This is a genomic window from Kitasatospora sp. NPDC008115 (genome assembly GCF_042957205.1).
Taxonomy (GTDB): domain Bacteria; phylum Actinomycetota; class Actinomycetes; order Streptomycetales; family Streptomycetaceae; genus Kitasatospora.
In genome coordinates this window covers 127,665-146,761 of record NZ_JBIBHU010000024.1, presented here as the reverse complement: position 1 = coordinate 146,761, position 19,097 = coordinate 127,665, and the positions used below count along the sequence as shown (strand labels likewise).

Sequence of the window (19,097 nt, the reverse complement as noted above, 5' to 3'; positions counted from 1 at the left end):
GACCGCACCCACACCATGCTCGCCGACCTCCTCACCCTCTTCACCACCCACACCCTCACCCCCCTGCCCCGCACCACCTGGCACCTCGCCGACCTGCGCCACGCCCTGCGCCACATGAGCCAGGGCCGCCACACCGGCAAGAACGTCATCACCATCCCCACCCCCGTCCACCCCGACGGCACCGTCCTCATCACCGGCGGCACCGGCACCCTCGGCAGCCTCCTCGCCCGCCACCTCGTCACCCACCACCACACCACCCACCTCCACCTCATCAGCCGCCAAGGCCCCCACGCCCCCGGCGCCGACCAACTCCACCACGACCTCCTCGCACTCGGCGCCCACACCGTCACCATCACCGCCTGCGACGCCACCAACCCCACCGCCCTCACCCAACTGATCGACACCATCCCCGACCAACACCCCCTCACCGCCGTCATCCACACCACCGGCGCCCTCGACGACGCCACGGTGTCCTCACTCACCCCCGAGCAGCTGCACACGGTGCTCACCGCGAAGGTGGACAGCGCGGTGCACCTGCACCGGCTCACCGCCGGGCACGACCTGGGCGCCTTCGTGCTGTACTCCTCGGCCGCCGGCATCATCGGCAGCCCCGGCCAGGCGAACTACAGCGCGGCGAACACCTTCCTGGACGCCCTCGCCGCCCACCGCCACGCCCACGGCCTGCCCGCCACCAGCCTCGCCTGGGGCCTGTGGGCCCAGGCCAGCGCGATGACCGGCCACCTCACCGACCAGGACCACGCCCGGATGTCCCGCAGCGCCATCCTGCCGATGGACTCCGAGCAGGGCCTCGGGCTGTTCGACGCCGCCGACCGGGCGGACCGCGCGCTCCACCTGCTCTCCCCCCTCGACCTGGCCCACGCGCCCAGGCTCCCGCTCTGGTCGCGGCTGGCCACCATCCGGCCCACCGCCACCACCCACCAGTCCGGCCCCGCCCTGACCGAGCAACTCGCCGGACTCAGCCCCGCCGAACGCCACCAGCACGTCCTCACCCTGGTCCGCCGCCAGGTCGCCGTGATCCTGGGCATCGACAACCCCACCACCATCGACGCCACCCGCGGCTTCCTCGACCAGGGCCTCGACTCCCTCACCGCCATCGAACTCCGCAACCGCCTCCACACCACCACCGCCATCCGCCTGCCCGCCACCGCCGTCTTCGACCACCCCACCCCCAACGCCCTCACCCACTACCTCCTCGACCAACTCACCCCCACCGCCGAGAAGTCGCCCGAGGAGGTCACCCGGGCGACCATCGGACGCATCCTGTCCGAGCTGGACCGGCTCGCCGCCCTCGTCGGCTCGGTCCCGGCGGCCGACATCACCGCCACCCGCATCCCGGCCCGCCTGCACGCCCTGCTGTCGACGATCTCTGCGCCCGACCCGAGCACCGAGGAAGCGGACCTCGACTCCGTCTCGGCCGAGGAACTGTTCGCCTTCATCGACAACGAGCTGTAACCGCCGCCCCCGACCGTCCCCGAGCGCCGCGTCCCCCGACGCGGCGCTCGGGCGGTCCCGGGCAGCCGGCCGGAGCCGCCCGCCACCCCGGCCGAGCCGGACGAACACCGCGGCGCGGGCGACGCCGGCCGGGGCCCGGTCCGCCTACCGGTGGCGGGGGCGGAACTCATTCGCCGTTCGCGCGCGGACCCGCGCGGGGGCGCGCGACCCCGCCGGGCACCCAGGGAGAAGTCCGCCCGGGCGCACCGCGGCTAGGCTCCCCGACGCGAGCCCGGCCCGCGCCGGACGTCGGCGGATGTGGCCATGTCGCCTTGCCCGAACGGGAGTTCCCTCTTCATGATCTACGAACTGCGCGAGTACACCGCCGCCCCCGGGCAGCTGCCCGCCCTGATCAACCGCTTCAACGAGCACTGCCTGGAACTGCTCGCCAAGCACGGGATGGAGGTGGTCTTCACCTCGCTGGCCGAGGTCGGCGCGCAGACCATGGGCCAGGTCGTCTACGTGCTGCGGCACGACTCCTACGACGCCCTGGAGCGCGGCTGGGCGGCCCTGCTCGCCGACCCGCGGTGGGTCGAGGCCAAACGGCTCAGCGAGGTCGACGGGCCGCTGGTCGCCCGGCTCGACCGGCGGATCCTCACCCCCACGCCGTCCGGCTGACCCGGCCCGGTACGGCTCCGGTTTCGCGGGCGGCGCGCGGTCAGGCCTTGCGGGCCAGCCCGCACCACATCGGAATCGGCCGCGGGCCCGCCTCGCCGGGCTCCGGCCGCCAGTCGGGCAGCTCGACCACCCCGGGCTCGACCGGCTCCAGGCCGGCGAAGTAGAGGTCGGCGGTCTCCTGCCCGGTCCGGCGCACCACCGACTCCCCCCACTGCCGGTCGAGCACCTCGAAGGCCTCGTCCAACGCGGCGTCCTCACCGACCCGGGCGAACTGGGAGAAGGCGACGTGGCTGCCCGACGGGACGGCGTCCACGATGCGCTTCAGCAGTTCGGCGGGGCCCTGGTTGTCGGGGAGGAAGTGCAGGATGCCGAAGAGGATCACGCCGACCGGCCGCTCGAAGTCCAGGACGGCCCGTGCGCCGTCGAGGATCCGGTCGATGTTTTTGATGTCGGCCTGGAGGTAGCGGACCTCGTCCCTGGGCAGGCCGGCCAGCAGGTGGCGGGAGTGCGCGACCACGACCGAGTCCTTGTCCACGTACACGGTCCTGGCGTCCGGGACGATGCTCCGGGCGGCCTCGTGGGTGTTGTTCATGGTGGGCAGGCCGGTGCCGATGTCGAGGAACTGCCGGATGCCCTCCTCGGCCGCGAGGTGGCGCACGATCCGCCCCAGCGCGCCGCGCGCCGCGCGGATGCCCACCCGGACGTCGCCGCCCGGCCAGGAGGCGAACGCGGCCTCAGCGGCGGCCCGGTCGGCGGCGAAGTTCGCGATGCCGCCGAGCATCAGGTCGAACACCCGGGAGACGTGCGGGACCTCGGGGTCGACCCCCGCGACGATCCCGGAGTCCGCGCTTTCCACAGCCATCGAATTTCCTCTCCGAAATACCGCGCCCGGAAAGCGCGGGAAGGTTTTCCGGTGACTCCCGGTGGCTTCCGGAGATTTCCGGTGACTTCCGGCGGCCGGCGGATGCCCGGCACGATTGTTCCGGCACGGCCCGCGCGGCGCCTACTCCGAGAATGCCCGATCGGCAATTCCGCCCAGGTCACCGCAGAGGCGTCGGCCGACGCCGGAGCGCAGCAGGACGGCGGGCGAGCACCGTATCGCCGGGGCCCGTCGGCCGGCCTTCTCGCCGGTTTCCGGGCGAGTGCCCCGGAATTCCGGCACTCCCCCCGGTGGGCCCGGCCGGCGGCCGGGGCCGCTCACCACCCGGCGGGCACCCACTGCGCGTGGAAGCCGTGCGGCACCCGCACCGGCAGCGGCACCACCGCGACCGGCGGGCCGGTGAAGTCCGCGGTGTCCAGGACGGCCAGTTCGCTGCGGTCGGCGGCGGGGTCGTACACCAGGGTCAGCAGCCAGCCGTCGCCCTCGGGGGCGAGCGCGTCGCGCGGCACGAAGACGGGCTCGCCGCTCTGCCGTCCGCCGGTGAAGGCGTGCCGGTCGGTGCGGCCGGTGGCGAGGTCGTGGCGCAGCAGTGCGGGGCCGCAGAGCGCGGCGCCCTGGCCGGGGACGAGTTCGACCGTGAAGGCGTAGCGGTACGGCAGGCCGGTGCGCCGCTCGTCGATGCGCGGGAACTCCTGGACCCGGTCGTCGAGCCGGCGTTCGAGCACGGCGCCCTCGCGGGGGTCGAGGATCCACCGCCACAGGGTGGGCGCGGACTCGCTGGGGTGCAGCCGGTCGCGGTCGAAGGCCCGTTCGTGGCGGATCACGTCCACGGTGATCCGGCCGTCGGCGTCCTCGAAGGCGTTGACGGGGTGGAAGACGAAGCAGGGCGGGACGTCGAGCCAGAGGGCGGCGGCGCCCGGCCGGTCGCGGCGGACGATGCCGATCCGGGCCTCGCGGTCGGGCTGCCAACTGTAGGGGGCGGGCGAGCCGGCCCGGGCCTCGGCGGGGTCGTGGGCGACCGGCAGGTCGAACAGCACCGCGTGGCGTTCGGTGAGCGCGAACGCGTGCATCCAGGGGCGGCCCTTGACCGGCACGGGCAGCGCGTCGCGGACCCGGCCCTCGACGTCGACGGTGAGCAGGACGGCCTCGTCCCCGGCCGGGTCGACGGCGACGGCGTGGAGTTCCCCGGTCACCGGGTCGGTGAGCGGGTGGGCGCAGAACCCGCCGGGCAGGGTGGCGTCGAAGTCGGTGCGGGCGACGGTGCCGAGCCCGGAGTCGAGGACCACCGGCAGGGCGCCGCCGTCGGTGACGGCCAGGGTGCGGCCGGCGTGGTGGACCAGGTTGGCGTTGACGTTGTCGTCCAGCCCGCGGCGCGGCCCGGGGGCGGGCAGTTCGCCGAGTTCGCGGCTGACGGTGTCGCCGCGCAGCCAGCGGTTGCGGTACCAGTGGGCGCGACCGCCGCCGAGGCGCAGTCCGTGCACCATGCCGGCGCCGGAGAAGGTGTGCTGCACGGCGGGGTCGTGCTCGCCGCGGGTGTTGGGGCCGATCCGCAGGAAGGTGCCGTCCAACTGCGGCGGCAGGACTCCCCGGACGGTCAGATCGGTGTGCGAGGTCTCGGCGGCCACCGGACGGTAGCCGCGTCCGAGCAGGTGAACCGTGCTGGCCAGGTGACTCGTTGACGTGTGACCCGTGGCGCGCGGCATGGCCGCCCCCTCCATCGATAGCACCGTTATATAACGCTGTCATTGATGAGATTCACAGGTGACTGACATACTGTCAAGGGTGAGTCCACGGCGAGTTGACCCGAATCTCAGAGCCCAGCTGATCGAAGCGGCCGCGCGACTGCTCAGCGAGGAGGGCCCGGCCGCGCTGTCCACCCGCAAACTGGCGGCCACCGTGGGCACCTCGACCATGGCGGTCTACACGCACTTCGGCGGCATGGACGACCTGGTGCGGGCGATGGTCCGCGAGGGCTTCATGCTGCTCAACGGGCGGCTGGAGGCGGTCGAGGAGAGCGACGACCCGGTCTGCGACGTGGTCGCGCTCGGCTGGGCGTACCGGGCCAACGCCCGCGAGCACCGGCACCTCTACAACGTCATGTTCGGCGGCTCCGGCCTCAGCGGCTTCTCGCTCACCGACGACGACCGCCAGCACGGCCGCTACACCCTGGCCGCGCTCGTCGGGGCGGTCAAGCGCTGCGTGGCCGCCGAACGCTTCCTGCCCTCCGACCCCGAGCTGATCGCCCACCAGCTCTGGATCGCGCTGCACGGCCTGGTCACGCTGGACCTCGGCGGCTACCTGGTCGAGCCGCTCACCTCGGACGTCTGCTTCGAGGCGCAGGTCTGCGGCATGATCCTCGGCGCCGGCGACGACCCGGAGCGCGCCCGGGAATCCGTGGTCCGGGCAGCGAAACGGCGGGTCTGAGCCCCCGCAGGGCCCGACCCGCCGTCGCCGCCGCACCGGCCCGCGCTACCCGTTCCAGGGCGCCGCAGGCCACCGCAGGACGCCGAGGTCGCCGAGCAGCCGGAGGTCCCAGAAGACCGCCGTGAACGCGCCCGCCACCAGGAAGGCGCAGGCGGTCAGCGCCGCCCCGCGGGCCGGCCCCGAGGCCAGCCAGCGCTGCACGGGCGTGCCGAGCACACCGGACAGCAGCACGAACAGCACCGCCATCACCAGCAGCCCGCCGGCCGACTGGAACGCGAACGCCGCCGCCCCGTACAGCGGCCGGCGCTCCAGGGCCGCCTGCCGGAACAGCGGGTGCGGGCGGCCGGCCGGCAGGGCCCCGAGCACGGCGCCGACCAGCACCAACGGGGCGTTCGGGAAGCGCCGGGCCACCCGCTCCAGCGGGTCCGGCAGCGCCCCGGCGGCGGCCAGTCCGATCGCCAGCATCACCAGCCCGGCCGCCCCGTAGACGGCCATCGCCTGGACCGGCCCCGGCGAGACACCCCCGGAGGCGTCCGCCGCCGCGAACTGCGGCAGCCGGGCGCCGAACAGCCCGGCCAGGGCCCCGTAGCCGACGGCGACCGGCAGCATGCCGGCCGCCAGCCAGGCCAGCGGGTGCAGCGCGTGCGCCGAGCGCGGTCGGCGGGTCAGGCTCATCCGTCCGATCAGCGGCCCCACCACCCCGAACGCCGCCAGGCCGCCGGCGGTGAACGACCCGGCCAGGCCCGAGACCAGGGCGAACAGCGCACCGGCCGCGACGCCCTGCGGCGGCGCGCTCCCGGGCTCGCGCCCGAGCAGCCGGGCGGCGGCGGAGAGGGCGCTCCCGTCGTCCGCGGGCCGCACCGGCCAGAGGTAGGCGAGCAGCACCCCGCCGAGCAGGCCCAGCACCACCACCAGGGCCCGGCGCCGTGGGAAGAGGCCGCTGACGAACAGCGACGTGGCGCGCGGCGGCGCCTTCACCGGCCAGCCCGCGGAGGTGGTCTCAGTCACTCGGGATCTCCTCAACTCACCGCGGCCGCCACTCGGGCACACCGGGAACTACTGTTACTCATACGTAACGTGACAGATTGTCAGCTTCCCTGGCCCGGCCTGCTTCTTCCGGGTTGCCCGGCATCGGCACCTTCGGAGTAGTGCCGTGGGCCCGGGCCCCCAAGCATTGGATCCGGAGAGCCGCGGCCATCCGGGCACGCGGCGGGCGGGAGGCACTGATGAGCGGGAGCTGGCGGGCGGTCAGGCGCCGTCTGTTGACGCCGAGCCACAACGAGACGAAGCTGTCGACCCGGGGATTCCACGTGAAGAGCCCCGAGGCGCGACAGAACCTGGAGACTGTCGGCGCGACCTTCCTCGACGGCTACGCGATCGCCGTCGAGGCCCCCGACCAGGACGAGGCGCACCGCCGGCTGGAGCGGATACCGGTACGCTACCGGGGCTTCGCCTACGAGGGCGCGGCGATGGGCCTGGCCATGCTGGACGGCCTGCCGATCCCCGGCAACGGCCGGGTCGCGGAGTTCCTGGCGGGCCACGGCGCGCCGCACGACTACATGGTCCACGTCGGGGTCGGCTGGGCGATGGCCCGCCTCCCCCGCTTCCGCTGGGCCGCCATCGCGCCCGCCGACCCGCTGCTGTGCTGGCTCGCCCTGGACGGCTACGGCTTCCACCAGGCGTACTTCCGCACCGCGCGGTACGTGCACGCGCACCACCGGGAGAGCGCCTTCCCCTGGCCCGGCGACGAGACCCGGCGCTACGCCGGGCACGCCATCGACCAGGGCATCGGCCGGGCCCTGTGGTTCATCGGCGGCACCGACCCGGCCGTGGTCGCCGACCTGGTCGACGGCTACCAGGTCGACCGGCACGCCGACCTGTGGGCCGGCGTGGGCCTGGCCACCTGCTACGCGGGCGGCGCCACCGAGGACGAACTGCACCTGCTGACCGAGCGGGTCGGCCCGCACCGGCCGCAGTTCCTCCAGGGCGTGGCCTTCGCCTCCACCGCCCGGGTGGAGGCCGGACTGCTCACCGAGCACTCCGAGACGGCGGTCCGGCTGCTCTGCGGCCTCACCCCGAAGGAGGCCGCCGCGGTGTGCGAACAGGCCCGGCCGCGACCGGTCGTCGACGGCGAACTGACGGCCTACGAGACCTGGCGGCGGAGCATCGCCGAGCGGATCACCAGCGGCGCCCCCGAGGCCCGCGCGTGACCGCCGAACCCGCCGTCGGCCCCGCCGCCGGAGCCGTCCCGGCCGCCGCCCGGCCGCGCCGCGGCGGCCCGCCCCGCCGGCCCCCCGGCCCCTCCCGCGCCGCCACCCCGCTGCTGCTGGCACGGATGGCCGCCGACCGGCTGACGGTGATGACCCGGGCGGCGGCCGCCTACGGCGACGCGGTACGGCTGCCGCTCGGCCCCAAGACCCTCTACTTCTTCAACCACCCCGACCACGTCCGCCGGGTGCTCACCGACAACAGCACCAACTACCACAAGGGCATCGGCCTGGTGCACGCCCGCCGCGCCCTCGGCGACGGGCTGCTGACCAGCGAGGGCGACCTGTGGCGCGCCCAGCGCAAGGTGATCCAGCCGGTGTTCCAGGCCCGCCGGATCTCCCGGCAGACCGGGGCGATCGCCGAGGAGGCGGGGCTGCTCGCCGAGCGGCTGCGCCGCGTCGCGGGCCGCGGCCCGGTGGACATCCGCCAGGAGATGACCACGCTCACCCTCGGTGTGCTCGGCCGCTCCCTCCTGGACACCGACCTCGGCGCCTACGAGTCCATCGGCGAGGCCTTCGAGGTCGTCCAGGACCAGGCCATCTTCGAGATGATGAGCCTCGGCTCGGTGCCCTCCTGGGTGCCGCTGCCGCTCCAGCTCAGGTTCCGCAAGGCGCGCGCCGAGCTGGACCGGATCGTCGGCGCGCTGGACCGCGAGCGGCGCGGCCACCCGGCGTCCGACGGGACCCGCGACGACGTCCTGTCCCGGCTGATCGACGCCACCGCCGGGGAGCGCGACCCCCGGGCCCGGCGGGACCGGATGCGCGACGAGCTGATCACCCTGCTGCTGGCCGGGCACGACACCACGGCCAGCACCCTCGGCTGGGCGCTGTACCTCCTCGACCGGCACCCCGAGGTCGGCGACCGGGTCCGCGCCGAGATCGACGAGGTCCTCGGCGACCGGCTGCCCGCCTTCGAGGACGTCCACCGGCTCACCTACACCTCGGCCGTCCTCCAGGAGGTGATGCGCCTCTACCCGGCGGTCTGGCTGCTGCCGCGCAAGGCGCTCGCCGAGGACGAGATCGGCGGCTACCGGGTTCCCGCCGGCGCCGACGTCGTCCTGTGCCCCTACACCCTGCACCGGCACCCGGCCTTCTGGGAGCACCCCGGGCGCTTCGACCCCGACCGCTTCACCAAGGGCCGCGCGGCGGGCCGCCACCGCTACGCCTACGTGCCGTTCGGCGCCGGCCCCCGGGTCTGCGTGGGCAGCGGCCTGGGGATGCTGGAGGCCACCGTCGTGCTCGCCGTGCTGCTGCGCCGGCTGCGGCTGTCCGTGCCGCGCGGCCACCGGGTGCGGGCCGAGCCGATGCTGACCCTGCGGGTCAAGGGCGGTCTGCCGATGAGCGTGGAACCGCGCGACTGAACCGCTCCCCCGCAACTCCCCCGCAGACGTGAGGTCCGGGCCCGACGGCCCGGACCTCACGCGTTTCCACCGCCCTCCGCGACCCGCCCCAAACGGCACGCCCGGCCGGGGCGGACCCCGGCCGGGCGTCGGTGCGAGAGGTGGGAGCGCCACGGGCGGCGCCTCGGTCAGTCGGCGAGCCCGCCGAAGGCCCCGCCGTGGAACAGCAGCGGGTCCGCTCCGGCGGAGCGGCCCGCGCCCAGGACCGAGCCGACGAAGATGGTGTGGTCACCCCCTTCGTGGACGGCGCTGAGCCGGCACTCCAGCCACGCCTGGACGCGGCCCAGCACGGGCGCCCCGGTGTGCCGGCCCGGCACGTGCTCGATCCCGTCGAACTCCCGCGCCCCGCGCGGACGTCCGTGGTCGGCGAAGTGCCGCGCCACCCACTCCTGGTCACGGCCGAGCACCGACACCGCGAACGCCCCCTCGGTGAGCACGGTGTCGTGCAGCGCCGCCGACTTCACCACGCACACCAGCACCTGCGCCGGGTCGAGCGAGACGGACGTGAAGGAGTTGGCCGTCATGCCGCACGGGGTGACACGCCCCGCGGTCAGCACGGTCACCCCGGTGGCGAAGCGCCCCAGCACCCCGCGCAGCGCGCGGCGGTCGTGGAGGTCCGCCTCGGGGGCCTCCGCCGGCAGCGGGGGCAGGTCGATCGAGCGGGGCAGCGGTGCGGAGGCGGAGGGGACGGAGGACATGTCGATCACCCCACGGTGGTGGTGCCGGTCAGGGAGGACGCCGTCGCGGCGACGGCGTAGGGCGCCAGGGCGAGCCGCAGCGGCTCGGGCACCCTGGTCGGGCGGGTGTCGGTGTTGGGGCCGCGCATGCAGGCGACCCGCTGCTGCCCGCGCGCGACCAGGTACTCGCCGCCGTCCGGGGCCACCCGGACGTAGTCGAAGGTGAAGGCGACCTGGGTCTGGGTGAGGTCCGCGAGCCGCATCCGGATGGACAGCTCGTCGAAGGCGGTGATCTCGGCGAAGAACTCGCAGTCCACCTTGAGGGTGAACAGCTTGAGGTCGTCGCGGATGTCGGCGAGCACCGCGGGGGCCTTCTCCAGCAGGAACATCTCCCGGCAACGCCCCTGCCAGCGCAGGTAGTTGACGTAGTAGACGTTGCCGACCAGGTTGGTCTCCTCGAAGCCCACCAGATGGCGGTACTCGTAGTAGTCCGGCGCGGTCACCGGGCACCTCCGGTCAGGACGGTGAAGGCCACCGGGTCGGCGACCCCGTCCAGGGCGGTCACGAAGCTCACGATCCGGTGCGCGCCGCCGCGCAGCGCCACCCAGCCGGCCGGCAGCCCGGAGGAATCCTCCAGGCTGAGCGCCGCCACCGCGTGCCCCGCCTTGCGCAGCGTCTCCACCGCGCCCCACACCCTGGTCGCGGCGGTGCTCAGCGGCTCGCCGCGCTCGGCGGCCAGCAGCCCGGCCAGCTCGGCGCCGTCCGCGCCCAGCAGCCCCCGCCACTCCTCGGCGGTCCGCCCGGCGGCCACCTCGACGTCGCAGCCGACGAGGTCGTCGGCCACCACCGTGAAGGTGACGCCCGCCGCGTGCGAGGAGGAGATTCGCCGCCCGTCGGCCAGTTCGGGCCGCCCGTCGGGACGGTAGTGCACCTCGGTGGCGCGCCCGAGCGCCCAGCCCGCCGCCTCGGCGGTGCGCCGGCGCCGGTCGGCGACCGGGCCTCCCGAACCCTCGCCGCCGGGCAGCACCACGCACCGCACCGGGTGGCCGAACGCCGCCTCGACGCGCCGCTCCAGGAAGGGGCCGAGCAGCGCGGGCAGCCACGGCCCGGCGCCGTCCTGCTTGCGCACCGCCCGCAGCAGCAGGCCCTCCCACCGCTCGACCGGCAGGCCCGCCTCGTCGCGGACCTCCAGGTCGTAGAGGTAGTTGTCGCCGTCCCTGGAGCGCTCGCGGGCGTCCAGGAAGAGCAGCCGGCCCTCGCGCGCGGCCCCGGGGTCGGCCAGGTGCAGCCGCTCGACGCTGACCGGCAGCAGGGTGGCGTCGGGGACGCACGCCTGGATGGAGTGCATCAGCGCGTCACGGGTGCCCGGGTCGGCCAGCAGCAGCTCGCCGGGGTGGTAACCGGCGAACCAGTCGGAGCGCGGGGTGTCGTCGATCTCGGCCAGGCAGTGCCGGGCCGCGAGGTCCCGGTAGCCGAGCAGCCGCTGGAAGCGGTCGCCCTGGAACAGCACCGGCCCGTACATCTCGCCGGGCGTCAGCGGCACCCTCGGCACCTCGGCGGTGACCGGCTCCGGCTCCCCTCCCGGCCGGTCCGCGCCGAAGCGCAGCACGGCCCGGAAGTGGTCGGCCTGGAAGCCGGTCTCGCCGCTGCGCAGCACCGCCTCGACGGTGTCGGGCCCGGTGGCGAGGACGGCCACCCGCAGCGTCGTCGCGCCGTCCACCGGGACGACGATGGGCCGCAGGAACCGCATGTCCTCCAGCACCGGGGCGCCCTGGTGGCCGGTCAGCGCGGTGGCCGCCTGGGTCATCGCCTCCATGCCGAGGACGGCGGGGAACAGCAGGTCGCCGTCCAGCAGGTGGTCCGGCAGGTAGCGGTCGCCGCCGCCGGTGAGCTCGGCGTCCACCACCAGTTCGATGCCGGGGTAGTGCACCTGGGGGCGCTCCAGGAAGCGCAGCAGCGGCAGTTCGCGCTGCTCCAGGCTGATCGTCGGCAGTCCGCCGGCCCGGCCCATCACGACCAGCGCCGGTGCGGTGCCGGGGGTGGCGAGCAGCCGGCCGAGCAGCTCCACGCCGTCCTCGGCGGGGATCGGCTCGATGCCCTCGCGGACCAGGGCCTCCAGCACGCCGAGCCGCTCGCCCATGCCGGCGCCCGACCAGACCGACCACTCCAGGGCCAGGCAGCGGCAGTCGGGGTGGTCCTGCTGGAAGCGCACGGTCAGTTCGGTGAGCCAGTCGTTGGCGGTGGCGTAGTCCGCCTCGCCGCGCAGGCCGGCCCGGCCGATGATGCTGCCGAAGGTGACGAACAGGCGCAGCGCCTCCGGGTCGACCGCGGCGAGCACCGCCTCCACGCCGTCGATCTTGGTGGCCAGGGTGCGGCGGAAGGAGGCCTCGTCCAGGGTGGCGAGCGCCTGCGGTTCGTTGCGGCCGGCGCCGTGCAGCAGGCCGGTGACCGGGCCGAGCTCCCGGGTGATCTCGGTGACCGCGGCCTTGACCTGGTCGGCGGAGGTGACGTCGGCCCGGGCGTAGTGCACCCGGATGCCGGCCGCCGCCATCCGGGCCAGGTTGTCGGCGAGTTCGGTGTCCTCCAGGGGGTCGGAGCGGCCCATCAGGCCGATCGCGGTGCCGTTGCGCCCGGCCAGGGCGATGGCGCACTCGGCGGTGATGCCCTTGCCGCCACCGGTGACCAGCAGCACGTCCTGCGGGCCGAGTTCCTGGTGGGCGGGGTCGGGTTCGAGGTCGACGGCGCGCAGCACCGGCACCCGCCGGGTGCCGTCGGCGTCGTAGTGCACCTCGGTGAAGGCGGTGGTGGCCGCCGTGTCGGCCGCGATCCGGCCGGCGATCCGCTCGGCCTCCTCGGCCGGCAGGTCGTCGGCGACCGGCAGGGTGACGACGGTGACCGGGATGTCGGGCGCCTCCAGGTGCAGGGTCTTGGCCAGGCCGGCCGCTCCCCTGCGGTCGCCGACCGCGACCAGCCGGGTGCCGGCGGCGCGCCGGGCCGGGTCGAGCGCGGCGCGGGCGGCGGCCAGCATCAGGCCGAGGTGCCGCTGGTCGCAGTCGCGCGGCAGGGCGAGGAGCACCCCGCCGCCGGGGCCGTCGGCGCGCAGCCGGGCGGCCAGCGGCCCGGCCAGCGGGTGCCGGTCGGAGGCGAAGACCTCCCAGTCGCCGCCCGGTCCGGCCGCCGGAACCGGCTCCGGGCCCTCGGTCAGGTCGACCAGGAACGGGCGCACCCAGGGCGCGACGCCGGCGGCGGTGGCGGGCTGCCCGCCGGAGTCCGCCGACCCCTCGGCCAGCTCGTCGAGGAGTTCGGCGAGCTGGCCGATCGTCGAGGTGGCGAAGGCGGTGGTGACCATCGGGGCGGCGATGCCCAGCTCCTGGGCGGCCTGGTTCATGATCTGGCCGACCGTGATGGAGCTGAGGTGCAGTTCGTCCAGCGGGTTGGCCGACGGGTCGACGGTCTCCACCGGCAGCTCGGCGCGTTCGGCGGCCAGCCGGATCAGCACCTCCAGGCTGGAGGTGCCCGCCGCGGCGGCCTCACCGGCGGGCGCGGCGGTGCCGGCGGCCGACAGTGGCGCGGCGGCCCGCTCGGTGTGCTCCAGCACGAAGTCCTCGCCGCCCGCCTCGCACGGGCTGGCGAAGAACCGGAACTCCTTGTCCAGCGGCAGCGGCCGGGTGAACCGGTCGGCGAACAGCTGCTCGTGGCGGACCGGCGCGCCCATCGTCCAGGCGGCGGCGACGGTGCCCAGCAGCCCGGCCAGCGACAGCGCGTCGGTCTCGGTGGCGATCGCGGGCACGGTGGGCAGGATCTCGCCGGCCAGCGAGCTGAGGGTCCGGCCGGGGCCGACCTCGACCAGCAGGTCCACCTCCCCGGCCATCTCCTGGACCGCCTCGGTGAACCGCACCGGCTGGACGACCTGGCGGGTCAGCAGGTCCACCACGTCGGTGTCGGCGGGCAGCAGGCCGCCCGTGACGGTGGAGACCAGGCCGTCGCCGACCGTGCCGAATCGTTCCTTCGCCAGGTACTCGGCCAGTCCGGCCGCGGCCGGGGCGACGGCCGGCGAGTGGAAGGCGTGCGAGACGTGGACCCGCCCCACACCGACGCCCTGGGCCTCCGCGAGCGCGCAGACCCGGTCGATCGCCGCGACCGGCCCCGAGACCACGGTCTGCCGCGGGCCGTTGTGGCCGGCGATCACCACCGGCTCGCCGGCGATCAGCGCCTCGGCCAGCGCCGGGGTGGTGGTGAGCGCGGCCATGGTGCCGTCGCCGTCGCCGGCCTCGGCCATGATCCGGCCCCGGGCGGCCGCCGCGTCCAGCACGGTGGTCTCGTCCATCGCGCCCGCCCAGTGCAGGGCGGTCAGCTCGCCGAGGCTGTGCCCGGTGGCCCGGACCGCGTCGACGCCGAGCAGTTCCAGCACCCGCAGCCCCGCCACCGAGGCCGCGACGATCCGCGGCTGGGCGATGTCGGTGGCCACCTGGTCGCCGCCGACGGGCAGCGCGAGGCGTTCGTACAGCTCCTCGACGCCGGCGAAGCGGCGGCGCAGCGCCCCGCCGTCACCGCGCCGCCCGGCGCCCTGGCCGGGGAACAGGAAGCCGATCCGGGGCGTCCGGCCGGCGCCGCCCAGGAAGACTCCCCGGGCGGGGTTCAGCGCGGAGCGGACCCCGGAGTCCAGCAGGCCGGCCAGCGCGGTGAACCGCTCGACGGCCTGCTCGGGCGAGCCGGCCAGCACCGCGGCGCGCAGCGGCCGGTCGGCCAGGTCGCCCTCCAAGGTGGCCGCCAGGTCGCCGAGTTCGGCGTAGGACAGCTGGGCGCAGAACTCCGCCAGCCCGGTCGCCTTGGCGTGCAGCTCGGCCGGGTCGGCGCCGTCCAGCAGGAACAGCTCGGTGTCCTGGCGGGAGGCGACCAGCCGGCGGACGATGGCGGGCACGGCGGTGCGCAGGACGCCGTCGGCGTGCTCGACCACCACGTGCGCGTTGATGCCGCCGAAGCCCATGGAGGAGATGCCGGCCCGGATCGGCCCGCCCTGCGGCCAGAGCTCGGCCCGGTCGGGCACCCGCATCGCCGCTTCGGGAGCGGTGAGTTCGGAGTGCGGGTCGATGTGGCTGGTGGCCGGCGGGATCACCTGGTGGCGGACCGCCAGGATCGCCTTGAGCAGCCCGGCCACGCCGGCCGCGGCCTTGGTGTGCCCGAAGTTGCCCTTGACGGTGCTGAGCGCGGCCGGTGCCTGGGCCCCGGCGGCCCGGCGGGCCTCGGAGAAGGCGCGCAGCTCGGTGGCGTCGCCGACGGCGGTGCCGGTGCCGTGCCCCTCGAAGTAGCCGACCGTCTCGATGCCGAAGCCGGCCGCCCGGTAGGCGCGGGCCAGGGCGAGCCGGTGGCCGCTGGCCTCGGGGCGGGTGATGCCGCCCTTGCCGTCGGAGGAGTAGCCCCAGCCGGGGATGGTGGCGTAGCGGAACCGGCCCTGGGCGCGGGCGTCCTCGTCGCGCATCAGGACGACCATGCCGCAGCCCTCGCCGGGCCAGAAGCCGTTGGAGCCCTTGTCGTAGACCCGCATCTCGCCGGTGGCCAGCGCCCCGGTCTTGGCGAAGCCGATCACCTCGAACGGGTCGATGCTCAGGTCGACGCCGCCGGCCACCGCGACGTCCATCCGGCCGTCGGCCAGCGCGTCGCACGCGGTGGAGACGGACAGCAGGGAGGAGGAGCAGGCGCCGTCGACGGTGAAGCCGCCGCCCTTGAAGTCGAAGTGGTTGCAGATCCGGCCGGCGATGGTGTTGGCCAGGCCGCCGGCCAGGGTGTCCTCGCCGATCGGCGGGAAGGCGCTCTTGTAGCGGCCCTCCAGGCCGTCCAGGAAGTCGGTCAGCGCGGCGTCGTCCCAGCCCTGCTCGCGCAGCGCGGCGCCCACCGTGCGGCGTACGTACGGCCAGCGCAGGCGCATCAGGTTGGCCCGGCTGAACTCGCCGGTGAGGGTGTTGCCGATGACGACGCCGGTGTTGGCGTCCTCCAGGCCCTCGCCGAACGGGAAGCCGGCGTCCTCCAGGGCGCGGGCGGCGGTGTCCAGGGCGAGCCAGTGGGTCATGTCGGTGGCGCGGAAGGTGCTGCCCGCGACCCGGTGGCGGACCCGGTCGAACTCGAAGCCCTCGATCACGGCGGCCTTGGCGCTGTAGAAGCGGTCCGGCGCGGCGGGGTCGGGCGAGTAGTAGTCCTCGGCGCGCATCCGCACGTCCGGCAGCCGGCGGAAGGCCCGGCGGCCGGCCAGCACGTTCTGCCACAGCTGCTCGGGGGTCTCCGCGTCGGGGTAGCGGCAGGCGATGCCGACCACCGCGATCCGTCCGCGGCCGGCCGCCGCGCCCTCGGCCTGCTCCGGCCGGAACCGCTGCGCGCTCACGCCGCCACCGCCTCGTTGCCGGCGGGCCGCTCGGGCGCGGCCGTCTGGCCGACCGGGGCCTCGACGGCGCCGCCCGCCCCTGCCTGCTTGCCCTTGTTGCGGAAGTGCGCCACCCACCAGCCGGCGCCGCGCAGGCCACAGACGATGGTGGTCGCGAAGAACAGGGTGTAGACGACGTTGAAGAGCATCAGCACGCCGTAGACCATGGCCACCGAGGCGCCGAACATGAACTGGTTGCGGCCCTTGGTCGGGGTGGTGCCCGGGTCGGTGATCATGTAGTTGGTGTAGAGCACGAAGGCGACGCCGCTCATCGGGCCCAGGGCGGAGAAGATCGCCACGTCCCAGAACCAGTGGCGCAGCAGCGCCTGGATGACGAAGCCGCCGAGCCAGCCGACGATCAGCGCGACGCGCTTGGTGAGCATGGCGTTGATGACGGTGCCGGCGGTCGCGATGATCAGCGGGATGGCGACCCGGAAGAAGGTGTTGGCGTTCTCGGTGAACTCGTACGGCGGGGCGATGCTGACCCAGGAGCCGAACAGCACCAGCAGCATGGTGATGCCGAAGTTCGACGGGTTCATGAAGTGCCGCATCCGGCCGTACACGGGGGCCTGGAGGACGTGCTTGGCGGCGACGCCGATGAACACGGCGAGCAGGATCGGCAGCAGCCGGTCGTTCGCGTAGAGCAGCATGTTCGCCGCGAGGGCGGTGATGTGGGAGGGCAGCAGGAACTCGTAGAGGCCGCGGAAGCCCCGGCCCATGAAGCGCGGGGTGCGCTCCTGCGCCCAGGCGCTGATGAGCTCCAGGACGATCTCGACCACGTAGCCGAACGGCGCGCAGATCAGCGGCCAGAGCCAGGGCTGCTCGAAGCCGAGCAGGGTGTAGCCGAAGATGTTGAAGACGGACATGGAGATGGCGAAGTTGCGCAGCGCGAGGTAGCGCGGGTCGCGGTTGGCCGGTTTCTTCGGGGCGCGGGGCCGGACGGCGTGGGCCGCAACGCCGGCGATCTCGGTCGCGGTCATCGGGCCGTCACCTCCTGGATGTCGTCGGTCAGCATGAGCGTGTGGGTACCGGCGGTCAGCTGCTGGGTCTTCTTGTGCAGGCCGCCGTCGGCGTCGCGCCAGGTGAAGTCGGCGGTGACCGGTCCGGTGTAGTCGCCGAGGCCGAAGCGGACCTCGAAGCTGCGGAAGCCGCCGTGGCCGCCGCCGCCGTCGAGCTGGCCGACCTGCTTGCCGTCGGGGGTGGTGATGCAGACGGTGGCCCCGTAGGCGGGCGAGCCGGTGCCGGCCATGCCCTGGCCGGGGGTGGCGCCCTCGGACGGCCGGACCAGGTTCAGCGTCAGGTGGTTGCCGAGGTCGGGGGCCTGGTTGGCGTAGAAGGCCGGCGGGCCCCACTGGCGGGCGATCGCGAAGTCGAGGGCGCCGCGGCCGGTGGTGTCGGCGGTGGCGATGCCACGGGTGGGGATCGGGACGTCGAGGCCGAGCTGCTTGGTGATGTTGGCGTACTTGCCGCTCGCGGTGCGGGCGTAGAAGGCCATGGGCTCGTCGCCGGCCAGGTCGTCGCCGGGTCCGACGTTCGGCCACATCGCCGGGTTGGAGAGCAGGTTGTCGTTGGTCATGGCCATCTCCTGCAGCCACGGCCAGCGGTCGATGTTGCCCTTGACGAAGCCGACGGCCTGGAGGATGTTCTGGTCGCCGCTGTTGAGGAAGTCGCCCATCTTGGCGTCCCAGCCCCAGCCGGTCCAGGCGACGCCGTTGTCGGCGGCCTCCTGGGTGAACGGGGCGACGCCGGCGGCGAGCTTCTTCTCGGCCTCGGCCTCGCTCTTGGCCTTGTTGATCCAGAGGAAGTTGCTCTCCTCCAGGCCCCAGGCCACGGTGATGTTGCTGACCATCATGTCGAAGCTGCCGTTGGCGTCCACGTCGGCGAAGTCGACGCCCATGCCCTTGAAGGAGCCCTTGCCGAGCACGAAGGACTTGGGGGTGGTCGGGGTGCGCTCACCGGTCGCCTCGGTGAAGCGGATCCGCCCGGGCGTCGAGACGTTGTGCAGCAGGTGCCCGTGGCCGAAGTCGTTGGCGATGTAGACCTCGGGCAGGCCGGAGCCGGTCAGGTCGGCGCCGGAGATGGCGAGCGTCCAGCCGGTGGAGGCGTCGAACGGGATGGCGTCCTTCTCCTCGATGAAGGCCACCTCGGGGTCGTCCCCGGTGGTCGAGGAGTGGTAGCGCAGCACGTGGTCGCCGCCGGCGTTCTTGGCGCTGGACAGCGAGTCGTTCATCTCGACGTTGCGGATGCCGTGCGGGTCGAGCACGTCGGAGTCCGGGAAGTAGTTGCCGATGATGATCGACGGGTGGCCGCTGCCGTCCAGGTCGGCGACGTACGCGGCGTCGGTGTTCCAGCGCGGCCCGTGGTAGCGGCCGTCCAGGCTCTGGGAGGGGACCACCTCGCGCGGCACGTACGCCTCGGGGGACGGTGCGCCCGCGCCGGCCTTCGCCATGAACAGCACCGGGGTGCGGCCCCAGTAGGTGATCAGGAAGTCGTTGCGGCCGTCGCCGTTGAAGTCGCCGGGGGTGCAGCCGGTGGGCGCCATGGTGTCGTCCATGGGCAGCGGCTTGCCGTCCAGGATGAACGGGGTGAACCGGTCGGCCTCGGGGGCGGTCGGGGTGTAGGTGACGATGACGGAGTCGGTACGGGTGTCGACGATGCACATGCCGTCGGCGAGGCCGTTTCCGGTGACGTCGTTGAGGGCGATGCTGGCGCCGACCGAGGAGATCCACGCGCGGATCTTCTGATAGGCCGGATTGACGTCGCGGATCGTCTTCATCGGCCGGGATTCGTAACCCGGCGGCATCGCGATCGGCATCTCCTTGAACCGGTACGCCGCGGCCGCCGCATCACCGCCCGCGACCGCCACCGAAGAACGCACGACGAAGAACATCGAAGCCGCCACCA

At 74.3% G+C, this 19,097-nt stretch carries 13 protein-coding genes; 5 read left to right on the top strand and 8 right to left on the bottom strand.

Going from position 1 to position 19,097, the window contains the following annotated elements; all coding sequences use genetic code 11:
* Window positions 1-1,473 (top strand): SDR family NAD(P)-dependent oxidoreductase (locus ACFZBX_RS27545; RefSeq protein ID WP_391536469.1); only part of this gene is annotated, 1,473 nt, incomplete at its 5' end.
* 336 nt (window positions 1,474-1,809) lie between these two features.
* On the top strand, window positions 1,810-2,130 hold the full coding sequence (locus tag ACFZBX_RS27540) for an NIPSNAP family protein (RefSeq protein ID WP_391536468.1): 321 nt from the start codon (window positions 1,810-1,812) through the stop codon (window positions 2,128-2,130).
* A gap of 40 nt (window positions 2,131-2,170) precedes the next feature.
* Here the strand turns inward: ACFZBX_RS27540 and ACFZBX_RS27535 are convergent, their stop codons facing one another.
* Both ACFZBX_RS27535 and ACFZBX_RS27530 read right to left on the bottom strand, forming a co-directional pair.
* Window positions 2,171-2,992: an SAM-dependent methyltransferase gene (locus tag ACFZBX_RS27535; RefSeq protein ID WP_391536467.1), complete on the bottom strand. Its 822-nt coding sequence runs from the start codon at window positions 2,990-2,992 to the stop codon at window positions 2,171-2,173.
* Between the two features lie 335 nt (window positions 2,993-3,327).
* Window positions 3,328-4,713, bottom strand: a complete 1,386-nt coding sequence (locus tag ACFZBX_RS27530; protein WP_391536466.1) for a carotenoid oxygenase family protein — start codon at window positions 4,711-4,713, stop codon at window positions 3,328-3,330.
* 79 nt (window positions 4,714-4,792) lie between these two features.
* Here ACFZBX_RS27530 and ACFZBX_RS27525 point away from each other — a divergent pair, with 79 nt between their 5' ends.
* Window positions 4,793-5,434, top strand: coding sequence for a TetR/AcrR family transcriptional regulator (locus ACFZBX_RS27525; protein ID WP_391536465.1), 642 nt, complete (start codon window positions 4,793-4,795; stop codon window positions 5,432-5,434).
* A gap of 45 nt (window positions 5,435-5,479) precedes the next feature.
* Here ACFZBX_RS27525 and ACFZBX_RS27520 read toward each other — a convergent pair whose 3' ends face one another.
* Window positions 5,480-6,442, bottom strand: coding sequence for a hypothetical protein (locus ACFZBX_RS27520; RefSeq protein ID WP_391536464.1), 963 nt, complete (start codon window positions 6,440-6,442; stop codon window positions 5,480-5,482).
* Window positions 6,443-6,660: 218 nt separating this feature from the next.
* Between ACFZBX_RS27520 and ACFZBX_RS27515 the strand changes: the two genes are divergently transcribed.
* Both ACFZBX_RS27515 and ACFZBX_RS27510 read left to right on the top strand, forming a co-directional pair.
* Window positions 6,661-7,644, top strand: a complete 984-nt coding sequence (locus ACFZBX_RS27515) for a DUF1702 family protein (RefSeq protein ID WP_391536463.1) — start codon at window positions 6,661-6,663, stop codon at window positions 7,642-7,644.
* A gap of 125 nt (window positions 7,645-7,769) precedes the next feature.
* Window positions 7,770-9,062 (top strand): cytochrome P450, encoded by a 1,293-nt coding sequence (locus tag ACFZBX_RS27510; RefSeq protein WP_391536476.1) that lies wholly within the window; start codon window positions 7,770-7,772, stop codon window positions 9,060-9,062.
* Window positions 9,063-9,229: 167 nt separating this feature from the next.
* Here the strand turns inward: ACFZBX_RS27510 and ACFZBX_RS27505 are convergent, their stop codons facing one another.
* The 5 genes from ACFZBX_RS27505 to ACFZBX_RS27485 are packed head-to-tail and all read right to left on the bottom strand — an operon-like array spanning window position 9,230 to window position 19,083.
* The gene (locus tag ACFZBX_RS27505) at window positions 9,230-9,799 is read right to left on the bottom strand and encodes a flavin reductase family protein (RefSeq protein WP_391536462.1); all 570 of its coding nucleotides are present in this window, start codon (window positions 9,797-9,799) and stop codon (window positions 9,230-9,232) included.
* A 5-nt stretch (window positions 9,800-9,804) separates the two neighbouring features.
* Window positions 9,805-10,281: an acyl-CoA thioesterase gene (locus ACFZBX_RS27500; RefSeq protein ID WP_391536461.1), complete on the bottom strand. Its 477-nt coding sequence runs from the start codon at window positions 10,279-10,281 to the stop codon at window positions 9,805-9,807.
* Window positions 10,278-16,154, bottom strand: a complete 5,877-nt coding sequence (locus ACFZBX_RS27495; protein WP_391536460.1) for an SDR family NAD(P)-dependent oxidoreductase — start codon at window positions 16,152-16,154, stop codon at window positions 10,278-10,280. Before ACFZBX_RS27495 ends, ACFZBX_RS27500 begins: the two co-directional genes overlap by 4 nt.
* Entirely contained in the window at window positions 16,151-17,173 is a 1,023-nt protein-coding gene (locus ACFZBX_RS27490) for an enediyne biosynthesis protein (protein ID WP_391536459.1), read from the bottom strand. The genes ACFZBX_RS27495 and ACFZBX_RS27490 overlap by 4 nt, the downstream gene beginning before the upstream one ends.
* Window positions 17,170-19,083, bottom strand: coding sequence for a CRTAC1 family protein (locus ACFZBX_RS27485; RefSeq protein WP_391536458.1), 1,914 nt, complete (start codon window positions 19,081-19,083; stop codon window positions 17,170-17,172). The genes ACFZBX_RS27490 and ACFZBX_RS27485 overlap by 4 nt, the downstream gene beginning before the upstream one ends.
* Between the last annotated feature and the right edge of the window lie 14 nt (window positions 19,084-19,097).

What these genes read in the sequence shown, in the direction of transcription:
- ACFZBX_RS27530 (WP_391536466.1), bottom strand. Translation starts at nt 4,713, where the DNA reads ATGCCGCGCGCCACGGGTCACACGTCAACGAGTCACCTGGCCAGCACG.
- ACFZBX_RS27540 (WP_391536468.1), top strand. Translation starts at nt 1,810, where the DNA reads ATGATCTACGAACTGCGCGAGTACACCGCCGCCCCCGGGCAGCTGCCC.
- ACFZBX_RS27535 (WP_391536467.1), bottom strand. Translation starts at nt 2,992, where the DNA reads ATGGCTGTGGAAAGCGCGGACTCCGGGATCGTCGCGGGGGTCGACCCC.
- ACFZBX_RS27505 (WP_391536462.1), bottom strand. Translation starts at nt 9,799, where the DNA reads ATGTCCTCCGTCCCCTCCGCCTCCGCACCGCTGCCCCGCTCGATCGAC.
- ACFZBX_RS27515 (WP_391536463.1), top strand. Translation starts at nt 6,661, where the DNA reads ATGAGCGGGAGCTGGCGGGCGGTCAGGCGCCGTCTGTTGACGCCGAGC.
- ACFZBX_RS27490 (WP_391536459.1), bottom strand. Translation starts at nt 17,173, where the DNA reads ATGACCGCGACCGAGATCGCCGGCGTTGCGGCCCACGCCGTCCGGCCC.
- ACFZBX_RS27485 (WP_391536458.1), bottom strand. Translation starts at nt 19,083, where the DNA reads ATGTTCTTCGTCGTGCGTTCTTCGGTGGCGGTCGCGGGCGGTGATGCG.
- ACFZBX_RS27510 (WP_391536476.1), top strand. Translation starts at nt 7,770, where the DNA reads ATGGCCGCCGACCGGCTGACGGTGATGACCCGGGCGGCGGCCGCCTAC.